The organism is Yersinia nurmii (assembly GCF_001112925.1).
Taxonomy (GTDB): domain Bacteria; phylum Pseudomonadota; class Gammaproteobacteria; order Enterobacterales; family Enterobacteriaceae; genus Yersinia; species Yersinia nurmii.
This window is the reverse complement of sequence record NZ_CPYD01000003.1, coordinates 84,715-104,518: the sequence shown is the minus strand read 5'-3', so window position 1 is coordinate 104,518 and position 19,804 is coordinate 84,715. Positions and strand designations below refer to the sequence as shown.

Below are 19,804 nucleotides of genomic sequence, written 5' to 3'. Positions count from 1 at the left end.
CTAGGCTGGTTGTCGAGTTCGATGGCCTTCACCTAAAGGGTGAGTGAGGTACAAATCCATCATATGGCGCTGCCACAGATGGAGTGCCTCTGCAAAGCGATAAGCCAACCGTAAGGCTTCTTCCACGCAAGCTATGGCTAAAAGCGGACTGTGAGCAGAAAACTGACTTAATGAATTAAGGTGATCATAGTTTTCATCCGTTTCTGCGTGGATAACGAAAGGTTCAACCACGCTGTAATCTAACGCGTTTTGCACGGCGATATTTCGATAAAATGAGCGGGTCTCATTGACTCGTCGAGCGGTGTTTTCCAGTACGGCTACGCAGCTTTTGTAGGCGAAAAAACTTCGTCTAGCGGCAAATTGCAATAGCGTGCAAAGAGACTGAGTACAGGGTAACGGCAACAGCGTTTCTTCCAATGCGGGTAGTTGATAAGCACGGCGGAAACGTATTGCGCTAAGTTTGAACAGATAAGGGTGATCCCACTCCTCAGACAAATGTGTAATGAGTTTGTCCACGACCAATTTATTCTGAGTATGAGATAGCGCGACCCCTAAATGTCGGATCACACTGTGAGTATGGTGATAGTTTTCTATTGCCCAAGCATAAAGCGTATTCAGATCTGTCGCTGTCGTCGGGTTTTCCATTGTTGACCAGAATGGATCGAAATAAAGCATATCTGCCCAATGATTCAGCTCGTTGCTTATCAGCTCAGCGGCATCTGCGGCAGTAATATAATCAGCATCAATAGGAATGGCATAGAGCAGAACGTTTTTATGCAGAAATGCCATAAAATCTCGGTTGAAATCGGCGCTGCATCCTGTTTCTGTCAACGCGGATTCTGGGTCTCGGTTTCTCGACAGTATTTCGGCAAAAAATGCATTGATATCATTATGAACCAGCTCAACTACCTGCAGCCTAGAGGTGAGACGCAAAACTCGTTCGCGAGGATATTCAACCACAACGGAATTTTTTAACAGCATGATTTTCTCCAGTATTCACCGATTGTGGTGCTGGTGGCATTAGGCGCTGTGTAACCAATTCATGTGCAATTGAGGGAAGGGGAATGCCTTCTCGACATAAAAAACCTGCACACCGCGATAAAACAAATGAAATTGATCCCCCAGAGCCGCCAGATTAATCAAGCTAGTGTCGATATCTCGTTGCAGGCGCGCACCGATAAAATCACAACAGGCTTTGCCATAGCTGCCCGTAAGGGGATATCCGTAGACTTTGGTCACGGGAATACTGGCGAAAGAGGTGGCATTATCAATAGACTCTGATTTCCACGTAGTAAGGTGAGCAATAATTTCCGGGTTATCCAAAAGCCGGTTAAAGAATGCCATTACCGGTTCAATAGAGTCGATGTAACCAGGTGATCCAAACAGATCTATGGCATAGGCAAAAGCCAGAGGATCTTTAGCGGCGATATTCTCCAGCGTGAGCTGCAGCATTAAGGTTGAGGTCAATGGCTCTAGTTCAGCCAGAGACTTTTGGGTCAGCTCATGACAAATATTGTCCCAAGTGTTTTTCATTCGATGAGCATGGAAAGCATGCAGAATAAAAAGCTCCTGAAGCTGCTTATCTTCGGTTTCCGCAGCGCATCGTACTAGCGCTTTATCTAATCCATACAGCAGATGGCACATTTCAACGGCGAGTTTGCAGCAGTGAGGCGTTAATCCATAGTATTCGCTCATTGCGTCACCTTTCAGCCAGCCACGCAGCGAAGTCGTCACGGCGATAAACTGTTCATTCATCTCTTCGGGCTGAATCATGTTCCAAGCGTCAGCGGGAAAAGATAAATCCTGGGGAGTCAGAAGGGGGAGCGCTGGGGCTGTCGCGGTATTATCCATAAAGTTAACCCTTTCCTATATGGTTGAACTTGCGTAGTGGGCACCAGAAAGCTGGTCGGATGATGTAGAGACACAGTGAGTGCCTGAAAGCGGCAATGAGTGATAATGCTGATAAATATCGTCATGCCATATCTCAAACCAATTGGCGAGCCGATGACAGCTAGTGAAAATCTGAGTAACTTTCTGTGCCGGTAATGTCGGATGACCTTCCAGCAAGTGTTCGAAGATATCGATATGTTCAAACTTCTGATCTGCCATTAAATGATGAATCAGCTTATCGGTGAATGCCTGAGGAAGTTCTAGCCGATCGCCGGCCGTTTGATAGAAATCGATCACTGATTGTCCGTTTTGTGTGGTGGCTTCCAGCAAGGCTTCACAGGCGTTGTACACCAGCGTTCCCATTTGAGCCACATTACCCATAAAACGTGTAATGCTGGTGGTACTGGCAAGCGGCGGGCTTTGATCCAACTGAGCCTGATCGATACCCACATCGTGGCAAGCGGCCATAAATAACCGGTAATGATCCCACTCTTCGCTGAGATGGCGAAATTGGACATCATGCCCGATTTGGTCATCGGCATAGTGAATAGCCCGAGGCATATGCGACATAACGCTGCGAGTGTAATGCATATTTTCCTGCGCCCAGCCGATGAGCACCGATGCCGACTCTTTACCATCATACAAATCTTGCCATATCTGTTGGTCATACATCTTATGCACCCAAATGGGCAGCCAGCGGTTGAATTCCGCCAAAAAAAGCGGCGTAGGAATGGTCTGATACGCTGGTAGACACCAGATGAAGCCTGCGGACTCCAGAGATGCCAAAGTATGATTAACGGTGGTAATGTCGAGTGATAGGTGTGTAGCGATTTGTGGTGTGGTTTGCGTGCCGTCACAGCATTCAAGCAGGCGCTTGAAGTTATCCCATTGATTGAGGTCTGCAATAGTTAGCGTCACTCCTGCTCGCGAGGCCGTCTTGTCTAAAATTACCGTATTGGGCAGTAATAAAGGCTTGTTGGTACCTTCCATGGTTCGCTCTCCAGATCATAAATTGTTATATAAACGTCAGTATGAGCTAACCTCCCTAATATTTTAGGGAGGGCTTGGCCGTTATTGTTCGGCAGCTGGTCGAGGTTTATCCTGCTCTGGTAGCTTGGTTTCAAGAATAATAATTTCCATTTTAAAATCCTCCGTGATTTGAAATAAATCCATATATAACATCATGTTAATCAATGTTTCTTGAGCGCTTTTCTGCGCGTATTAATCTTTATAACTCGCAGTATAAAAAGTCAACACAGTCTGTCTTAATGTGAAGTTATGACCGTCGGAATGGGTAAGATTTGAGGCATAGCTCGAGTAAACAACCTGGCATAACCTGATGGGAAGACAGCGTAATGATGATAAGTTACGTTATATTGGATGAATGAATACCCAACCCGTGTTGAGTGGATAAGAGAATGTCGAAAAGTAATTACATCACCCGCGAAGGCTGGCAGGCTCTGGACCTCGAACTAAAATATCTATGGCGAGAAGAACGGCCAAGGGTGACGCAGGCAGTTTCAGAAGCGGCTGCAATGGGCGACCGTTCTGAAAATGCCGAATATATTTATGGGAAAAAACGCCTGCGGGAAATCGATCGTCGGGTACGTTTTTTATCCAAACGTCTGGATGTGTTGAAAATCGTCGATCCCGATCCGCGTCAGGAAGGAAAAGTTTATTTTGGTGCTTGGGTTAGGGTAGAAAATGAACTGGGAGAAGAGCGGATTTTTCGATTAGTTGGCCCAGATGAATTCGAACCGGCCAAAAAATGGATCTCAATTGACTCGCCGGTGGCGCGTGCCTTGATTGGTAAACAGGTAGATGATGAAATCAGGGTTCAGACACCCAACGGTGAGGCAACCTACTGGATCTTAGAGATTCGGTATCTGCCATTTGACGAAAAGTGTTGATTATTAGGTAGAACAATAAGCTTTGTAACAATTTCGACTAGAATATATACCATAAATAGCTGTCTGTTAGCGTGAGTTTTTCTAACAATATTCAGGTCGGGCAATACAGCCTTTGGGAGTAATAAAATGCAAGAGAATCACAAGATTCTGGTCGTCGATGATGACATGCGCCTGCGTGCGCTTTTGGAACGCTATTTGACTGAGCAAGGTTTTCAAGTCCGCAGCGTAGCCAATGCTGAACAGATGGACCGCTTGCTAACCCGTGAATCATTCCACCTGATGGTTCTGGACCTGATGTTGCCGGGCGAAGATGGGCTATCTATTTGCCGCCGCCTGCGTAGCCAGAGTAACCCGATGCCAATCATTATGGTGACGGCGAAAGGCGAAGAAGTTGACCGTATTGTTGGCCTGGAAATCGGTGCGGATGATTATATTCCTAAGCCGTTTAACCCGCGTGAGCTGTTGGCGCGTATTCGTGCGGTGTTGCGCCGTCAGGCCAATGAACTGCCGGGCGCACCTTCTCAGGAAGAGGCGATTATCTCCTTCGGCAAATTCAAATTGAATTTGGGCACCCGCGAAATGTTCCGCGAAGATGAACCTATGCCATTGACCAGCGGCGAGTTTGCCGTGCTGAAGGCATTGGTGAGCCATCCGCGTGAGCCGTTATCCCGCGATAAATTGATGAATCTGGCTCGTGGCCGTGAGTACAGTGCCATGGAACGTTCCATCGATGTTCAAATCTCTCGTCTACGCCGAATGGTGGAAGAAGATCCTGCTCATCCACGCTATATTCAAACCGTTTGGGGCTTGGGTTACGTATTCGTACCGGACGGCAGTAAAGCATGAGGCGATGGCGCTTTTCTCCGCGTAGCTCGTTTGCCCGTACCCTGTTATTGATTGTGACCTTGCTGTTCGTCAGTCTGGTCACCACTTATTTAGTGGTACTGAACTTTGCCATTTTGCCCAGCTTGCAGCAGTTCAATAAGGTTCTGGCTTACGAAGTTCGTATGCTGATGACCGACCGGCTGCAACTGGAAGACGGCACGCTACTGGAGGTTCCGCCCGCTTTTCGGCGTGAAATCTACCGTGAGTTGGGAATTTCTTTGTATACCAACGCTGCGGCGGAGGAGAGTGGCCTGCGTTGGGCTCAGCATTACAAGTTTCTCAGTGATCAAATGGCCCAGCAGCTTGGGGGACCAACGGATGTGCGGGTTGAGGTCAATAAAAACTCGCCGGTCGTCTGGCTGAAAACCTGGCTATCGCCAGACATCTGGGTGCGCGTTCCTTTGACTGAAATTCATCAGGGTGATTTCTCGCCGCTGTTCCGTTATACGCTAGCGATTATGCTGCTGGCAGTCGGCGGAGCTTGGCTGTTTATCCGCATCCAGAATCGACCCTTGGTGGAGCTGGAGCACGCGGCGCTACAGGTGGGGAAAGGCAATATTCCGCCGCCACTGCGGGAATATGGCGCGTCTGAGGTGCGCTCGGTAACCCGGGCATTTAACCAAATGGCCTCCGGAGTGAAACTGTTGGCAGATGACCGCACGCTGCTGATGGCGGGTGTCAGCCATGATTTACGTACACCGCTGACCCGAATTCGCCTAGCGACGGAGATGATGGCGGAAGAGGATGGTTATCTCTCTGAATCTATTAATAAAGATATTGAAGAGTGTAATGCCATCATCGAACAGTTTATTGACTACTTGCGCACCGGACAGGAAATGCCGACGGAAACCTGCGATCTGAACGCCATTTTGGGCGAAGTCATTGCGGCAGAAAGCGGATATGAGCGGGAAATTGAAACAGATTTATGCGACGGTGAAGTGAAGGTGGAAGTACATCCGCTATCGATTAAACGTGCGTTGGCGAACATGGTGGTTAACGCCGCTCGTTATGGCAATGGCTGGATAAAAGTGAGCAGCGGCACTGAACTACAGCGCGCCTGGTTCCAGGTGGAAGACGATGGGCCAGGTATCAAACCGGAAGAGTTGAAGCATCTGTTCCAGCCATTCGTTCGCGGCGATAGCGCTCGTAGCACCAGCGGCACCGGTCTGGGACTGGCAATCGTGCAGCGCATTCTTGATGCTCACTCTGGTATGCTGGATATCGGCACCAGTGAGAAGGGCGGGTTGTGTATTCGCGCTTACCTGCCATTGCCCTTAGACGTGAAATCGGTAGCATCGGGCAAACACGGCTGACGGTGTGAACGCTTAACATCAGCAAGATCAAAAAAGGGCACGAATATCGTGCCCTTTTGCATAAGTAAAACAGATTAGATTTTTGGCCCGGCGCTGACTAAAGCTGCGCCAGCTGGCGTATCGGTATACTTATCGAAGTTGGTCACGAAGCGTTTTGCAAGATCTTCAGCTTTTTCCTGCCACTGCTCAAGACTGCCGTAGGTTTGACGCGGGTCCAGAATCGCTGGATTCACGCCCGGCAACGCCGTCGGTACCGTCAGATTAAAGATTGGTAAGGTGAATGTTTCAGCTTTATCAATATCGCCATTCAGGATGGCATCGATAATCCCACGCGTATCCTTAATCGAGATACGTTTACCTGTGCCATTCCAGCCGGTGTTAACCAGATAGGCCTGAGCGCCCGCTGCCTGCATGCGTTTTACCAGTACTTCGGCATACTGAGTTGGATGCAGTGACAGGAAAGCCGCGCCAAAGCAGGCAGAGAAGGTTGGCGTCGGTTCTGTTACGCCGCGTTCGGTACCGGCCAGCTTGGCGGTAAAGCCAGACAGGAAGTGATACTGGGTTTGATCGGCGGTTAAACGAGATACCGGTGGTAAAACACCAAACGCATCGGCGGTCAGGAAAATGACCTTGGTTGCGTGGCCAGCTTTGGATACAGGCTTAACGATGTTTTCGATATGGTAAATCGGGTAGGAAACTCGCGTATTTTCCGTTTTCGATCCATCGTTAAAATCAACGGTACCATCGGCCAGTACCATGACGTTTTCCAGCAGAGCATCTCGCTTAATCGCGTGATAAATATCGGGCTCTGCTTCTTCGGAAAGTTTGATGGTTTTGGCGTAGCAGCCGCCTTCAAAGTTAAATACGCCGTCATCATCCCAGCCGTGTTCATCATCGCCGATGAGTTTACGCTTAGGATCGGTAGATAGGGTGGTTTTGCCGGTGCCAGACAGACCGAAGAAGATCGCTACATCGCCTTTCTCGCCCACATTGGCAGAGCAGTGCATGGACGCAATGCCTTTCAGCGGCAGCAGGTAGTTCATCATTGAGAACATACCTTTCTTCATCTCGCCGCCGTACCAGGTACCGCCAATCAGCTGCATGCGTTCGGTCAGGTTGAATGCCACGAAGTTTTCGGAGTTAAGACCCTGCTCTTTCCAGTTCGGGTTCGTACATTTAGCGCCGTTCATCACGATAAAATCAGGCTCAAAATTGACCAGTTCTTCATCGGTAGGGCGGATAAACATGTTTTTCACGAAGTGTGCCTGCCACGCAACCTCGGTAATAAAACGCACTTTCAAACGAGTATCAGCGTTAGCACCGCAGAAAGTATCAACCACAAACAGACGTTTACCGGATAATTGTTCGGTAACCAGCCCTTTCAACTGGGTCCAGGTTTCCTGACTCAGCGGTTTATTATCATTCTTACCTTTGCCCTGATCGGCCCACCACACGGTATCTTGAGTGATGGCGTCGCGAACGATGTATTTATCTTTCGGGGAGCGGCCGGTAAAAATGCCAGTATCAACGGCGACAGCGCCTAAATTGGTGACAGTCCCGCGCTCATAGCCTTGCAGATCAGGCTTGGTTTCTTCCTGAAATAAAAGCTCATAACTAGGGTTGTAAACAATCTCGCTTACATTATGGATGCCATAATTGGCGAGCTCTTGCGGGGTGATTCCTTTAACACTCATGTCTAACTCCTAGGGTCGTCTTATTTTTATGCCACCGATTGTAAATCCTCAGTCTCGATTAACAGCGATTGCTATCAAAGATTTTAATAAATGACCTATTTTTAGCTAGGTTATGAGAGATAGCACACGAATTATAGCAAGCGTGAAACGGCAGGAGTCACCGGGCACGGGAAATGTGCCCGGAAAGAACAGAATAATTAATGGATGTGATCGTTAGACGGGCTGTTTCCGCTGAGCAAATTGGCGATATCTACAGCGTCAAATATATGGTGAGTGCCACAATATTCACAGTGCATATCAATCTGACCATCCTGCTCGAGCATTTCCTGCACTTCTTCAACTGGCAGAGTTACTAAAGCGTCCATGCAACGCTCACGGGAACAGGTGCAACGGAAGCTGACATTCTGCGGATCATAGATAGTCACTTCTTCCTGATGATACAGGCGATACAGCACTTCATTGGCTGGCAGAGTGAACAGTTCTTCCGCCTTGATAGTGGTTGTCAGCTGCGCCAAATGGTCGAATTCGTCTTCATTTCGTTCTTCGGCAGGCAGAACCTGCAACAGCATACCCGCTGCCGCCGCTTTACCTTCGACGTCGCCGGTACGGATAAACAGGCGAGTCGGTAGCTGTTCGGACTGCATGAAATAGCTTTCCAGACATTCGGCCAGAGTGTCGCCTTCCAAGCCAACAACGCCCTGATAACGTTCACCTTTAGCTGGCGTAATGGTAATGACCATATAACCATTACCAATCATTTGCTTCAGTGAGCTGTCTTCGGCAATTTCGCCGTTGGTCCGAGCCACCCCGCGTAGTTCCTGCTGGTTGTTGCCATTGATTACGGCCAGAGTCAGCGGGCCATCGCCCTGCAGCTGTACGGTGATATCACCGTCAAATTTCAGAGTTGCGGTCAACAGGCTGGTCGCGACCAACAGTTCACCCAACAGCTTTTTAACCGGCGCTGGGTAATCATGGTTCGCGATAATCTGTTGATAAGTTTCATTAACGGTTACCAGCTCGCCGCGTACCGCATGATGGTTGAATAGATAGCGGTGTAATTGGTCGTGATTAGACATAGTTTTCTCTCTTAAAGGCAGCCGGTTATTCCGACTCGCCGTATTTAAATTTGATCAGGTTACGACGCTCTTTTTTATCCGGCCGTCGATCCGGATGAGGCATGGTTAGAGCGTTGAGTTTACGCGCCTGAGCCACTTTCTCCCGATTGGCGATACTGGCTTCCGTTTCTTCATACATTGCCTGTGCTTCCGCCGCACCGCGCCGCTGGCTGTGTATGGACAGAATTCGAACCGTGCGCTCGTCATTCCCCTGCCGCAACCGAATTTCCGCATTCAATTCAACCAGTTTACTGGGTTTCCCCCGCTGGCCGTTGTAATGAACTTTACCGCCATCAATCATATCTCTGGCCATTGCGCGGGTTTTGTAAAAACGCGCAGCCCATAGCCATTTATCCAAACGAACGGCGTCATCGGGAACCGATTTTTCTTTCACAGAATCTCCTGTCTGCTAAGCCGCGCTGTGGTGCCGAATGGCTGGCAACAGTTGGCGATAGTCGCTGATGGCGGGATGGCTTTGAAACACTTTGCCCGCGCAGCTTGAATCAGGGTTTTCAACGCCCAAACAGTAACGGATACCAAAGGTTTTTGCCGCGTCCAAAATGGCTTCGCTGTCATCCACGAATAAAGTTCTGGCGGGGTCAAAATCGATATGTTGAGCCACGGCCTGCCACAAACGCTGATCTTCTTTCGGATAACCAAATGTATGGGTGGAAAGTAATAAATCAAGGTGCTGATCCAGACCGGTATGCTGAACTTTAGTCTTCAGGCTGTGGGGGTGAGCGTTGGTCAGTAAAATGGTTTTCCGCCCAGAATCGCGTAATTCCTGCAAAAACGGCAGTGTATCCTGCCGCAAACTGGCGCGCGATCCGACCTGTGTCGTCATGGCATAAATATCCAGATCTAGCCGTTGGCACCAGTAATCGAAGCAGTACCAGTTCATGGTGTGCTGCACCGCGTGGTATTCATCGTTAATGATTGTCTTGGCCTGCTCCAAAGGGATATTCCGCTGCTGGCTTAGCGTTTCAGGCACCAATTTTAGCCAGAAATAGCTGTCGAACTCCAGATCCAGCAAAGTACCGTCCATATCCAATAATACGGTATCAATATTTTGCCAGTTAACATTCAGTGGCATGGTCACTCCAATAAAATAAGCAGGCGTTCTGGCTGTTTGAGAGGGAACAGCGACGGAAGATTTTGCAGATAACATTTAGCCTAGCATACCAAAATGACAAGGTCTGCGCGTGGCTGATGCTGCGCAGGCGGATTCTGGCGCTTAGCGAAGATAAGGCGTAGCGGTAAGGTGAGTGCTAAAGCAGCTATCATAATAGCGCTGAATATCTTCCATGCGGGTGCGATTTTGGCGCATGCGCTTAATTACCAGATAACCGTTGACGGCTAGGCAAATAATCAAGGCGAATAACAACAGGCTGGTGCTTAAATAGCGGCTGAGTGTGATGACGTCCGGTTCGCTATGCAGAGCAATATGACGCGTACCGTTGGCATCCACGGTAATGTTAGTGATGACGCCTTCAGCTTTAAACGGCGTATTCAACAGCAAACCAGAGAGCCGCTGAAGTTCCCGCCACTGCTCTAGCGCACTGTAATCAAACAGCGGGACGGCAGGAATAGGATGGCTGACTAGCTGTTTGCCTTCATCGCTGGTAATCAGGAAACCGCCCGGCGGCGGGCTATTTAATGCCTCAGTAGCCAGTTGAGTTTCGCGGTAAACGAAGGAAGAGGTAGCGGTATTCACCAAACTTTCCAACGCATCGGCACTGACCGGACGTAATAGCACGTTCATGCCTTTGAGCGCGCCAGACTGTGCTTTTTTGGTGAGCGCCGCCCAATTTTTGGCGTTGCCCAAATTGACCAAAGCATTTTTCAGACGCACACAATCGGCTTCGCCTTTGCATAACTCTTTGGTTTTTAACACAATGTCTGAAAAGTTATTCAACAGAATCATCCCGGACTTTTCAATCGCGGTCGCTAACTGTGGGTTAACGTTAGGATCGCTGCTGTCTTGCGGGTGCAACTGCTGATTGATCGTCGCCAGCAGCGCAGCGGCTTTTTCAATAGTCTCTGACTCAGGCTGTGGCAGCGGAGATGCGGTATTCCAGTAAATGCTGGAGCAATCGAAAGGCGTAAAAGCAAAATTATGCGGGCCGAGAGCGTTAGGCGGCACATAGCACATACCCGTTCCCTGAGCTTTCAGCATATCGCCAATGCGAAGCGGCATCTTTTCCAAAGCCTGTACGCTAGTAACCTGCTGGCTTTGCGCACCCTGAATCCACGCCATGCTGAGTTTTAGCGGCAGACCGAGCGGGACATAAACGACCAGCAATATCAGAATCGCTAATGAACCTAACATTAACGTCAGGTTTTTGCCCCAGCGTTGCAACGGGAAATTTTTCATTTCATCATGCAGGGATAAATAGCGTCCCTGACGGACGACCTGCCGATTTAGATAAATATCAACGTTGGTTTTTTTACCCAGATCGTGGGCGAAATAAGCCTGCCAGTGGGGCGGATAAATCAGGTCGATAATACCCAGAGAGATGTTATTCATCTGCCCTTGATTGGACTCGCCAAATAATCCCCAACGCTTAGGTGTACCACTCAGGCAATGAACTTCCTTTAAATCAGACTCCGAAAGTGGCCGGAATAAATTCCAGCAGGCCCAAGAAAGCAGGGCGATCGCGACAAGAATCAACCATGGCAATACTACCCCAGGGCTAATCAAACTGAGGAATAGAAGCAGCAAAGCCAAACAGATGGTCGCCGCTTCTTTCAGGCCGGTAGGCCCATAAATCGCATGTTCTTCCGGTGTTTCCTTGCGAATATTGACCAAGGCAACGTGTTCGCTGTCTTCTTTGCGGATAGACGCATTTTGTGGCGCAGATTGGGTGACTCGCGGTGTTGGGGCTTCCAACGTGTGATCTTTAAGTGAGTGGCCATTTAAAGAGATCACCAATGGGATAGTTTTTGTCTGAATGACTTCGACGTAATTATCCTGTGCGATGAATTGTTCCCAGAACGGCGGTAAATGCACTTCGGTGGCATCAAGGTAGTAACGCCATTTATTCGGTTCATCGCTAGCCACGCCGTAGCGGGTAATCGCCCGGGTTACGGCATAGACATTATCGCTTTCCGGAATCAACGCCAGCCCGTTAGACGAAGACGAATGCCCTTGATCCAGATGTGAATCTAGACCCGGCAGCGCTTTGAAGGCGCCATTTTCGGATTGATTAAGCAGATAATTTTCGACTGCGACGCGTTCTTCAGGCGTAAGGGTACGATGCGTGGGTTTTACAAACGAGAGCGCCGCGGGAACGGTAGAGGTTCGGTGATATTTGAACCACCATAGCAATCCAACAGCGATAAGGCTGGTCAAGAGTAAGGCCAATATCAACACTATTGTGCTCATCCCATCCCCATCCGAGTGCTACCCAACCTCGTTAACTCTATGAAAGAATGCATATTATGCATAAAAATCGTGTCGAGGCATACGGAAGAGTTATTTCGTGAGCGAGTATAGCGGCATTCTGCTCAGCGATATAATCTGGTGTAGGGGCTCTTCAACGGCCTGTTAGGCGACAAAGATAACAGGCGTAATACGCGGGTAATATCAGCATATTCCTATTTTCATCTTCATATTTTAACGTTTTTGCTGCCTAAATAGGCCAGTTTTTAACCGACTAAATTTTGACTAAACCGATTGTCATGTTAAAAACAGGTAAATTATATCTAACGGCGTTGCGATAAAGGTTCTCATTAACGCACAATGTGATCAAGTTTTATAACTATCCCTGCACCCAAGACGTTAGCATTATTCTGGACAGGAAAAGATTGGCCTGAAGCACATTTTGGCAGGCTGGTACGCCCTAATAAAACGTCATATTAGAGGTGAGCTATTCATTCGGGGCTATCATGAAACACCTGCAAAAACCTAAAATTCTTAACGTCGAAACGGTTGCCCGCTCCCGGTTATTCAACGTAGAGGCGGTCGATCTTGAGTTTAGTAACGGAGTCCGTCGTCTTTACGAACGAATGCGCCCCTCAAATCGCGAGGCGGTTATGATCGTGCCGATTATCGGTCACGATCTGTTGTTGATTCGCGAATATGCCGTGGGAATTGAATCCTATGAGTTGGGGTTCCCCAAAGGGTTAATCGATCCGGGGGAAGATGTTCTGGATGCGGCGAACCGTGAATTGATGGAGGAAGTTGGCTTTGGTGCAAAGCGTTTTGATTATCTGACCAAGCTGACGATGGCCCCATCTTACTTTTCTAGCAAAATGAATATTGTCGTCGCACGAGATTTGTACCCGCAAAGTCTGGAAGGAGATGAGCCGGAACCTTTGCCTCAGGTGCGCTGGCCGATTGCGAATATGATGGAGTTGCTGAAAGATCCTGATTTTAATGAGGCGCGTAATGTGAGCGCGTTATTCCTCGCTCAGGCCTTCTTTAATTCTACTCTTTCACGTTAACTTTCTATTTTTGAATGAAAAAAACCGGCCAATTCTGAAAGCTGGCCGGTTTTTTATTCGCGAATACCGTTAAAACCGTTTCCGGTTAGCGTTGCTCCCGACTAGAACAATTCTTGGCTCTGGCCGTTGTCCATGAGCGTCGTACCCACTTCTTGAACTGCGTGCTCCGTCGGCTGTGTTCCTTCGATAAAGTACTCAGGTCGGCTACCTGGACCGCCGTCAGACAGCTTGCCGGTACGTTTATCGATAACCACGGTAACCACGCCTGCAGGCGGCGTTGTTTTCTGTTCTGGGATACCTTCCAGCGCGACTTTCATGAAATCATTCCACGCAGGCTGAGCGGTTTTCGCTCCACCTTCACCACCGGCGATCTGGTCTGGAATAGCGCCAGAAGCAGTACTGCGACCGAGGTTACGGCGATGGTCATCAAAGCCGATCCACACTGACGTCACGGTATCCGGGCCATAACCAGAGAACCAGGCATCTTTCGAGCTGTTCGTCGTACCGGTTTTACCGCCAATATCGTGTCGTTTCAGATCGCGACCCGCGCGCCAGCCGGTTCCCATCCAACCCGGTTCGCCGAAGATGTTGGTATTCATCGCATCTTTAATCAGGAACGCCAGGGGAGTACTAATAACGTGCGGAGCATACTGCTGGTTGCTATCTTGTTTAACCTGAGACGGCGAAACCTGCTCTAGCTCCGGCATCGGAACGGTACTTGCGGTATTATTCTGCGAGGTTGCCACGTTCTCTACGTTGTCGTCAGAAAGCACCACAGAACGCTGCGTATCGCCGTAAATAACTGGCAGATTGCAGTCATTACACACAATCTTCGGTTTGGCTTCGAACAGGACATTATTGGCTTCATCGGTGATTTTGGTGATGAAGTAAGGGTCAACCAAATAACCACCGTTTGCCATCACCGCGTAACCGCGCGCTACCTGCAATGGTGTAAAGGACGCTGAACCCAGCGCTAACGACTCGGAGTGTACGATATTCTGCGCAGGGAAACCAAAACGTTGCAGATATTCCGCAGCATAATCGACGCCCATGGCGCGCATGGCTCGCACCATAACGACGTTTTTCGATTGACCTAAGCCTTGACGTAAGCGGATTGGACCATCGTAGCTCGGCGGGGAGTTTTTCGGCCGCCAGTCAGTGCCTGCACCGGCATCCCAACGAGTAATCGGCAAATCGTTGAGAATGGTCGCCAGCGTTAAGCCTTTATCCATCGCAGCGGTATACAGGAACGGTTTAATATTCGAACCAACCTGACGTAATGCCTGAGTTGCACGGTTAAACTTGCTTTGGTTAAAGTCAAAACCGCCAACCAACGCTTTAATTGCGCCATTGTTGGGATCGATAGAAACCAATGCGGAGTTCACGTCCGGCACCTGTGCCAGCCACCAGACATCGCCTACCTGACGCACCCAGATTTGTTGTCCAGCTTGCACTACATCAGTCACACGTTTTGGCGTAGGGCCTTGAGCTGTATCGGATTTAAACGCCCGCGCCCAACGCATCCCGGCCATTGGCAACGTGACGCTGCTGCCGTCGGCTAACATAGCTGTCGCCTGTTCAGGCGTCGCCTGAGTCACGACAGCAGGGCGCAGTGGGCCGTAAACCGGTAGGGTTTTTAACGAGTCGACAATCTGTTGCTGCGTCCAGGCGGCTTCACCCACTTTCCACAGCACGTTTGACGGGCCGCGATAACCGTGGCGCATATCGTAGGCCAAAACGTTGGATCGTAGAGAATCCACGGCGGCTAACTGGAGTTTTTTGGTGATAGTGGTGTAAACCTGATAACCATCGGTATAGGCATTTTCGCCATAACGTTTGATCATTTCCTGACGCACCATTTCAGCCAGATAAGGTGCTGAGAAGGCGATTTCTGGCGCATGATAATTAGCGACTAGAGGTTCACTGCGTGCTTGATCGTATTGCGCCTGAGTAATGTATTTCTCATCCAGCATGCGGGATAACACCACATTGCGACGCGATACGGCACGATCGTGCGAATAAAGCGGATTAAAGGTCGACGGTGCCTTCGGCAAACCGGCGATCATGGCAATTTCGCTCAGAGTTAACTGATTGACTTCTTTGCCAAAATACACCTGTGCCGCAGCGCCGACTCCATAGGCGCGGTAACCAAGGTAAATTTTGTTCAGATACAGCTCAAGAATTTCATCCTTAGTCAGTAACTGCTCAATACGAACGGCCAGAAAGGCCTCTTTGATTTTACGCATCAAAGTCCGTTCTGGGCTAAGGAAGAAGTTTCTTGCTAGTTGTTGGGTGATGGTACTAGCCCCCTGAGAGGCACGGCCAGAAACTAAAGCGATGGAAGCGGCACGCAATATACCGACCGGATCAACGCCGTGGTGCTCATAGAAACGGCTGTCTTCCGTCGCAATAAAGGCATGCACCATTTCAGGCGGAATTTGCTTTAAAGACAGAGGAATTCGGCGTTTCTCACCAAATTGGGCGATCAATTCGCCATCGGCGCTATACACCAGCATCGGTGTTTGTAACCGGACGTCTTTCAGCGTGGCAACGTCGGGTAGCTGAGGCTCAATATATTTGTACAGGCCAAATATCGAGGCTGCTCCCAGTAAAATGCAACACACCGTAAGGATCAAAAAATACTTTACGAACTTCACCTGAGATTTCCCATTCAATGTCATTTGGGCAGTTTATAAACAACCGCGCCGTAGTATAAAGGCAAGCCATGCACCGTGGATACGTTCTTTTATGCTCTCTCGATATGGAGGTCGATGAAGATGTGCGCACAGAAAATATGGCAGGTTGGGCTGGATATTCAAATGAACTGCGTCCGGGCGTTAGCGGTATTGAGGCGACGATATGGCTGGCAACTGCGCCATTGGTGGCAACAGCCATTACCGGACGGCGTTTTACTGAATGGGAATTTACAACATTTAGAGGCGCTGAGCGAGTTGCTTTCGCATTTACGCCGGCAATTACCAAGACATATTTCTTTACGTATTGCCTTGCCGGTTCAGCGCATATTACAGCAAAGCTTTCCTCGCCCGGATAAACGGCTGAGAGAACCTGAGCGCAGCCAGTTTATTTATAACGCCGCCGCTCGGCAGTTTCCTTTGAGTAGCCAAACTCTGGCGCTGGATTACCGCACAAATAGCGCCGATGAACGGCAGTTGTTAATCACTGCAGCTCGCCAGCAGGATATTTCTCGCTGGCAGGATTGCCTGCAGCAGGCAAACTTCATGCCTGAGGCGATTGATATTTCACCTTGCGCGCTTCGTTATATGGCCGTAGCCGCCAAATTACCGCCTCGACATCTATTACTTCATCGTATTGAGCGGGAATGGTTATGGGCTACCTCTGTGGATATGCCTTTTCGCTATGGTTTGATTACGGCGCAGGAGGGAGGTAATACCACAGATATTTTGGTGGAATTACATCGATTAAACCCGCCAGCCGGTGGCCCCGCTTTGGGCGTTTATTACAGTAGCATTGGTGATGAACCTATCCCCGAGAATACGCTCCCCTGGTCTCCTTTTATTGCTTTTAGGCAACAACAGCCACCACTTCCTATATTGCCCGGAGCTTTTACTTTAGCGGGAGGGTTAGCGATTCGCCCGGAGGACATCGATGTATCAGGTTAACTTTTTACCCTGGCGCGTTAGCCGACAGCAGGCACGCTATCGTTTATGGCGAAATTTGCTGTTAGGACATTTAGCAATGACAGCTTTGATATTGGCGTGTATCACTTTTTTGTTGCGTTATGAAAGGGTTGAGCGTGGGGCGGAGATCGGCAGATTATCCCATCGTCAAGCCGCGCTGGACTCGTTGTATCAACGAATTCAAAAACGGGTGACTGAGTTACAAAAACTCAAAAACCATCACCACCGTGATAGGCAAATCTCCCGTCGAACTCAGTATTATCTCGTGCTGTTGAATACTCTGTCTCAATCCATGCCGACAGATTGTTGGATTACACAATTAGTACATGACCAAAAAATGACAGATTTTGATGCCATCTGTCGTGACTATCCGGCAATTGGTCAGCTATATGAAAAATTAGCGGGGACAAAGGAGAAACCCGCAGGCCATTGGGAGAACGCGCAGGTTCACGATATACAGCAACGAGAAAACAATGGTGGTTTTGCGATCAAGGTTCGCTGGGTTTCGGGGAGTCTGGTCGATGAATAATTATTATCTACGCTGGATGAGTCAACCTGGGGTAGTGCTTTATCTCTGGTTAATTATTACAACCTTATTTATCGGTTTTACGCTCTACGCCGTGCTCATCAGACCGGAGCTGCTGCTCAGGGGCAATGATAGAGAATACATTGAAAAGAAAAGAATTGTGTTGATGCAGCGGCAACAGGAAATAGCCCAGATGCCCACGCTGGATCAGCTTGGACAGCAGCTTGATGCGTGGCATTTGCATCAGCAACTAAAGATGGCTAAAAACCCGACTAAATCTTTAATCAGCCATATTGGAGAGTGGATGCTTGCGAGCGGTGGCCAGGTATTACGATGGCAACAGATAGAGGTAAAAAACAAAAATAAGGCAGGAGTATCGCAATGGGAGGGGCTTCTCAGTATGGATTACTCTGGAGCCATTCACTTGCTGGGGAGCCTCAACGCTCTTTATCCACCGTTTGTGATAGAGCATTTACATATTACTGCGGAAACGCCGGGATTAAATCTCAGACTGAGGTTGAGAGGCCAGCGTGAGGAGGATGAGAATGACAAGGAACGGTCAGAAAAACTTACTCTTAATAATGTCGATGATGGTAATAGCGTCAAGGATGGCGGTCAGTCGAGCCACTTCTGAGTTTGCTCCACTCCGTAATCCGTTCCAACCGGTAATCACGCTTTCCTGCCGAGAGAGTGCTGATGCAGCCATGAGCCAATGGTCACTGCGAGGGATAGTTGGTGCACCGGGTGAATATCGTGTCTGGTTGGAAAAATCGAATGGTGAATGGCGCCGTTTGGCTGAAGGCGAATTTATTCAGAGTAACTGGCGCGTAGCGCACATTGGACTGCGGCAAATCAATATGAGTTACAGCGGAATGGACGGTTCCTGCAAGATGATATCACCGCCGGTATCTTGGTTTCTAATGGAGCCGGGTAATAAAGGATGAAACAACGGCATTAAAAGGATGTTTGCTTATGTATTTACCCATATTTTGCTTAACCACGTTGTATTTTATAACATTTTTGCGTTGGGCGGGGTTATCCTTGCTATTTATCCTCTGCGTATTAACACGCAGTGAAGCTGGCGAGTCCTCGGTTTCTCTGACATTTCAGCAGGCTCCGGTACCCGTTATATTGCAAGCCCTAGCCGATTATCAAAATATGAATCTGGTGACGTCCGCCAGCGTCGGCGGTAGCCTGAGTTTACGCTTGGAAAAAGTTCCATGGTCGCAGGCGTTAAAAACCGTCATGCGAATGGGGAATCTGGTTGCTGAGCAGGAAGGGAATGTTTTGTTGGTAATGACCAGACAGGAAGCTTCAGAAAGGTTAATGGTTGACGAAGCTGCGGCTCAGGCCAGAAAAACAGTGGAACCTGATTTACTCAGCAATTATTCGCATATCTTGCAGCATGCCAGCGTGGAGGATGTTGCCGCCAGTCTGAATAACGGGCAGGGCGGATTACTATCCGATCAGGGGCGGGTGATGGCGGATAAACGAACCAATAGATTGCTGATTCGTGATACCGCGGAATCAATTGAAGTTATGAAGTCCTGGCTGGCAGAATTGGATTCGCCACTACAGCAGGTGCAACTTGCTGCCCATATCGTCACCATTGGCAGTGAAAGCCTGCATGAACTGGGCGTTCGCTGGGGGTTACCTGCCAGTGAGGGCCAAAGCTCCCCACTCAGAATCAATAATTTTAACGTCGGTTTACCTATTCAAAACAGCGCATTGACCGCCGGATTCCACGTGGCGCGTATTAGTGGCCGGTTGTTGGATCTGGAGCTAAGCGCTTTGGAGCAAGAAAACCAGGTGGAAATCATTGCCAGCCCACGGCTGCTGACTTCTCATCAGCAAACCGCCAGCATCAAACAAGGTACTGATATTCCTTATCATGTCGCTAATGGCAAAAATGGGGGAACCACGGTTGAATTTAAGGAAGCCGTATTAGGAATGGAAGTCACACCGAGAATTTTGGCTGGGGGAAAAATTACTCTGAAATTAAAAATTAGCCAGAATATGCCCGGAATGGCGATTAAACGCGGTGAAGGTGAGGCACTGGCGATCGATAAACAGGAAATTAAGACGCAAATTACCGTTCATGACGGTGAAACGATTGTTCTGGGTGGTATCTTTCAGCAAAAAAATACTCAGGGTGCAAATAAAGTGCCGGTTTTGTCCAATATTCCTCTGCTGGGCAATTTGTTTAAACAGGATGCCAACGCGCAGAGCAGGCGGGAGTTGGTCATTTTCATCACACCACGATTAATTAACACTTAGCGCGCTTGGGTAGGCAATAGATAAAAAGGGTCTATTCTTGATGATGTTCTACAACTTTTTGTGTGATTGGGGGCTTCTAAGTTTGACGC

General features: G+C 48.9%; 18 protein-coding genes. 9 read left to right on the top strand and 9 right to left on the bottom strand.

What is annotated here, in order from left to right:
- Genes AD970_RS05305 through AD970_RS05295 form a run of 3 tightly spaced genes read right to left on the bottom strand, consistent with a single transcriptional unit; the run spans position 1 to position 2,880 of the window.
- Positions 1 to 981, bottom strand: a complete 981-nt coding sequence (locus tag AD970_RS05305; RefSeq protein ID WP_049597281.1) for a hypothetical protein — start codon at positions 979 to 981, stop codon at positions 1 to 3.
- Between the two features lie 39 nt (positions 982 to 1,020).
- Positions 1,021 to 1,851 (bottom strand): hypothetical protein, encoded by an 831-nt coding sequence (locus tag AD970_RS05300; protein ID WP_049597280.1) that lies wholly within the window; start codon positions 1,849 to 1,851, stop codon positions 1,021 to 1,023.
- A 15-nt stretch (positions 1,852 to 1,866) separates the two neighbouring features.
- A complete protein-coding gene (locus AD970_RS05295; RefSeq protein WP_049597279.1) occupies positions 1,867 to 2,880 on the bottom strand; it encodes a hypothetical protein in 1,014 nt (337 codons plus the stop codon).
- A 428-nt stretch (positions 2,881 to 3,308) separates the two neighbouring features.
- Between AD970_RS05295 and greB the strand changes: the two genes are divergently transcribed.
- The 3 genes from greB (at position 3,309) to envZ (ending at position 5,998) form a co-directional block, all read left to right on the top strand.
- A complete protein-coding gene (gene greB, locus AD970_RS05290; protein WP_049597278.1) occupies positions 3,309 to 3,800 on the top strand; it encodes a transcription elongation factor GreB in 492 nt (163 codons plus the stop codon).
- A 126-nt stretch (positions 3,801 to 3,926) separates the two neighbouring features.
- Positions 3,927 to 4,646, top strand: coding sequence for an osmolarity response regulator transcription factor OmpR (ompR, locus tag AD970_RS05285; protein WP_049597277.1), 720 nt, complete (start codon positions 3,927 to 3,929; stop codon positions 4,644 to 4,646).
- A complete protein-coding gene (gene envZ / locus AD970_RS05280; RefSeq protein ID WP_049597276.1) occupies positions 4,643 to 5,998 on the top strand; it encodes a two-component system sensor histidine kinase EnvZ in 1,356 nt (451 codons plus the stop codon). The genes ompR and envZ overlap by 4 nt, the downstream gene beginning before the upstream one ends.
- A 74-nt stretch (positions 5,999 to 6,072) precedes the next feature.
- On the opposite strand, the gene pckA is transcribed toward envZ, so the two are convergent.
- The 5 genes from pckA to AD970_RS05255 all read right to left on the bottom strand — a co-directional run bounded on the left by pckA (position 6,073) and on the right by AD970_RS05255 (position 12,192).
- Positions 6,073 to 7,692 (bottom strand): phosphoenolpyruvate carboxykinase (ATP), encoded by a 1,620-nt coding sequence (pckA, locus tag AD970_RS05275; RefSeq protein WP_049597275.1) that lies wholly within the window; start codon positions 7,690 to 7,692, stop codon positions 6,073 to 6,075.
- A 197-nt stretch (positions 7,693 to 7,889) separates the two neighbouring features.
- Positions 7,890 to 8,768 (bottom strand): Hsp33 family molecular chaperone HslO, encoded by an 879-nt coding sequence (hslO, locus tag AD970_RS05270; RefSeq protein WP_049597274.1) that lies wholly within the window; start codon positions 8,766 to 8,768, stop codon positions 7,890 to 7,892.
- Between the two features lie 25 nt (positions 8,769 to 8,793).
- The gene (gene hslR / locus AD970_RS05265) at positions 8,794 to 9,201 is read right to left on the bottom strand and encodes a ribosome-associated heat shock protein Hsp15 (protein ID WP_049597273.1); all 408 of its coding nucleotides are present in this window, start codon (positions 9,199 to 9,201) and stop codon (positions 8,794 to 8,796) included.
- A 15-nt stretch (positions 9,202 to 9,216) separates the two neighbouring features.
- Entirely contained in the window at positions 9,217 to 9,900 is a 684-nt protein-coding gene (gene yrfG, locus AD970_RS05260; RefSeq protein ID WP_049597272.1) for a GMP/IMP nucleotidase, read from the bottom strand.
- 141 nt (positions 9,901 to 10,041) lie between these two features.
- Positions 10,042 to 12,192 carry an intracellular growth attenuator family protein gene (locus AD970_RS05255; RefSeq protein WP_049597271.1) on the bottom strand — a complete coding sequence of 717 codons (2,151 nt, stop codon included), beginning with the start codon at positions 12,190 to 12,192 and terminating at the stop codon, positions 10,042 to 10,044.
- A gap of 503 nt (positions 12,193 to 12,695) precedes the next feature.
- On the opposite strand from AD970_RS05255, the gene nudE reads away from it, so the two are divergent.
- On the top strand, positions 12,696 to 13,253 hold the full coding sequence (nudE, locus tag AD970_RS05250; protein WP_209429061.1) for an ADP compounds hydrolase NudE: 558 nt from the start codon (positions 12,696 to 12,698) through the stop codon (positions 13,251 to 13,253).
- 101 nt (positions 13,254 to 13,354) lie between these two features.
- Here the strand turns inward: nudE and mrcA are convergent, their stop codons facing one another.
- Positions 13,355 to 15,910 (bottom strand): peptidoglycan glycosyltransferase/peptidoglycan DD-transpeptidase MrcA, encoded by a 2,556-nt coding sequence (mrcA, locus tag AD970_RS05245; protein ID WP_049597460.1) that lies wholly within the window; start codon positions 15,908 to 15,910, stop codon positions 13,355 to 13,357.
- Between the two features lie 120 nt (positions 15,911 to 16,030).
- Here mrcA and pilM point away from each other — a divergent pair, with 120 nt between their 5' ends.
- From pilM to hofQ, 5 genes are read left to right on the top strand one after another with little or no spacing between them, the layout of a single operon-like run.
- Positions 16,031 to 16,894: a type IV pilus biogenesis protein PilM gene (gene pilM / locus AD970_RS05240; RefSeq protein WP_049597270.1), complete on the top strand. Its 864-nt coding sequence runs from the start codon at positions 16,031 to 16,033 to the stop codon at positions 16,892 to 16,894.
- Positions 16,881 to 17,441, top strand: coding sequence for a PilN domain-containing protein (locus tag AD970_RS05235; RefSeq protein WP_049597269.1), 561 nt, complete (start codon positions 16,881 to 16,883; stop codon positions 17,439 to 17,441). Before pilM ends, AD970_RS05235 begins: the two co-directional genes overlap by 14 nt.
- Positions 17,434 to 18,072, top strand: coding sequence for a hypothetical protein (locus AD970_RS05230; RefSeq protein WP_049597268.1), 639 nt, complete (start codon positions 17,434 to 17,436; stop codon positions 18,070 to 18,072). Before AD970_RS05235 ends, AD970_RS05230 begins: the two co-directional genes overlap by 8 nt.
- Positions 18,047 to 18,382 carry a DNA utilization family protein gene (locus AD970_RS05225; protein ID WP_049597267.1) on the top strand — a complete coding sequence of 112 codons (336 nt, stop codon included), beginning with the start codon at positions 18,047 to 18,049 and terminating at the stop codon, positions 18,380 to 18,382. The genes AD970_RS05230 and AD970_RS05225 overlap by 26 nt, the downstream gene beginning before the upstream one ends.
- A 28-nt stretch (positions 18,383 to 18,410) precedes the next feature.
- Positions 18,411 to 19,715: a DNA uptake porin HofQ gene (hofQ, locus tag AD970_RS05220; RefSeq protein WP_049597266.1), complete on the top strand. Its 1,305-nt coding sequence runs from the start codon at positions 18,411 to 18,413 to the stop codon at positions 19,713 to 19,715.
- Positions 19,716 to 19,804: the final 89 nt, after the last annotated feature.

Bases quoted from the DNA above. Each gene is read 5' to 3' on its own strand.
- AD970_RS05225 (WP_049597267.1), top strand. From the start codon at position 18,047: ATGGCGGTCAGTCGAGCCACTTCTGAGTTTGCTCCACTCCGTAATCCG.
- AD970_RS05295 (WP_049597279.1), bottom strand. From the start codon at position 2,880: ATGGAAGGTACCAACAAGCCTTTATTACTGCCCAATACGGTAATTTTA.
- hofQ (WP_049597266.1), top strand. From the start codon at position 18,411: ATGTATTTACCCATATTTTGCTTAACCACGTTGTATTTTATAACATTT.
- pilM (WP_049597270.1), top strand. From the start codon at position 16,031: ATGTGCGCACAGAAAATATGGCAGGTTGGGCTGGATATTCAAATGAAC.
- AD970_RS05230 (WP_049597268.1), top strand. From the start codon at position 17,434: ATGAATAATTATTATCTACGCTGGATGAGTCAACCTGGGGTAGTGCTT.
- nudE (WP_209429061.1), top strand. From the start codon at position 12,696: ATGAAACACCTGCAAAAACCTAAAATTCTTAACGTCGAAACGGTTGCC.
- AD970_RS05255 (WP_049597271.1), bottom strand. From the start codon at position 12,192: ATGAGCACAATAGTGTTGATATTGGCCTTACTCTTGACCAGCCTTATC.
- hslO (WP_049597274.1), bottom strand. From the start codon at position 8,768: ATGTCTAATCACGACCAATTACACCGCTATCTATTCAACCATCATGCG.
- AD970_RS05300 (WP_049597280.1), bottom strand. From the start codon at position 1,851: ATGGATAATACCGCGACAGCCCCAGCGCTCCCCCTTCTGACTCCCCAG.
- ompR (WP_049597277.1), top strand. From the start codon at position 3,927: ATGCAAGAGAATCACAAGATTCTGGTCGTCGATGATGACATGCGCCTG.
- AD970_RS05235 (WP_049597269.1), top strand. From the start codon at position 16,881: ATGTATCAGGTTAACTTTTTACCCTGGCGCGTTAGCCGACAGCAGGCA.
- yrfG (WP_049597272.1), bottom strand. From the start codon at position 9,900: ATGCCACTGAATGTTAACTGGCAAAATATTGATACCGTATTATTGGAT.
- envZ (WP_049597276.1), top strand. From the start codon at position 4,643: ATGAGGCGATGGCGCTTTTCTCCGCGTAGCTCGTTTGCCCGTACCCTG.
- AD970_RS05305 (WP_049597281.1), bottom strand. From the start codon at position 981: ATGCTGTTAAAAAATTCCGTTGTGGTTGAATATCCTCGCGAACGAGTT.
- pckA (WP_049597275.1), bottom strand. From the start codon at position 7,692: ATGAGTGTTAAAGGAATCACCCCGCAAGAGCTCGCCAATTATGGCATC.
- greB (WP_049597278.1), top strand. From the start codon at position 3,309: ATGTCGAAAAGTAATTACATCACCCGCGAAGGCTGGCAGGCTCTGGAC.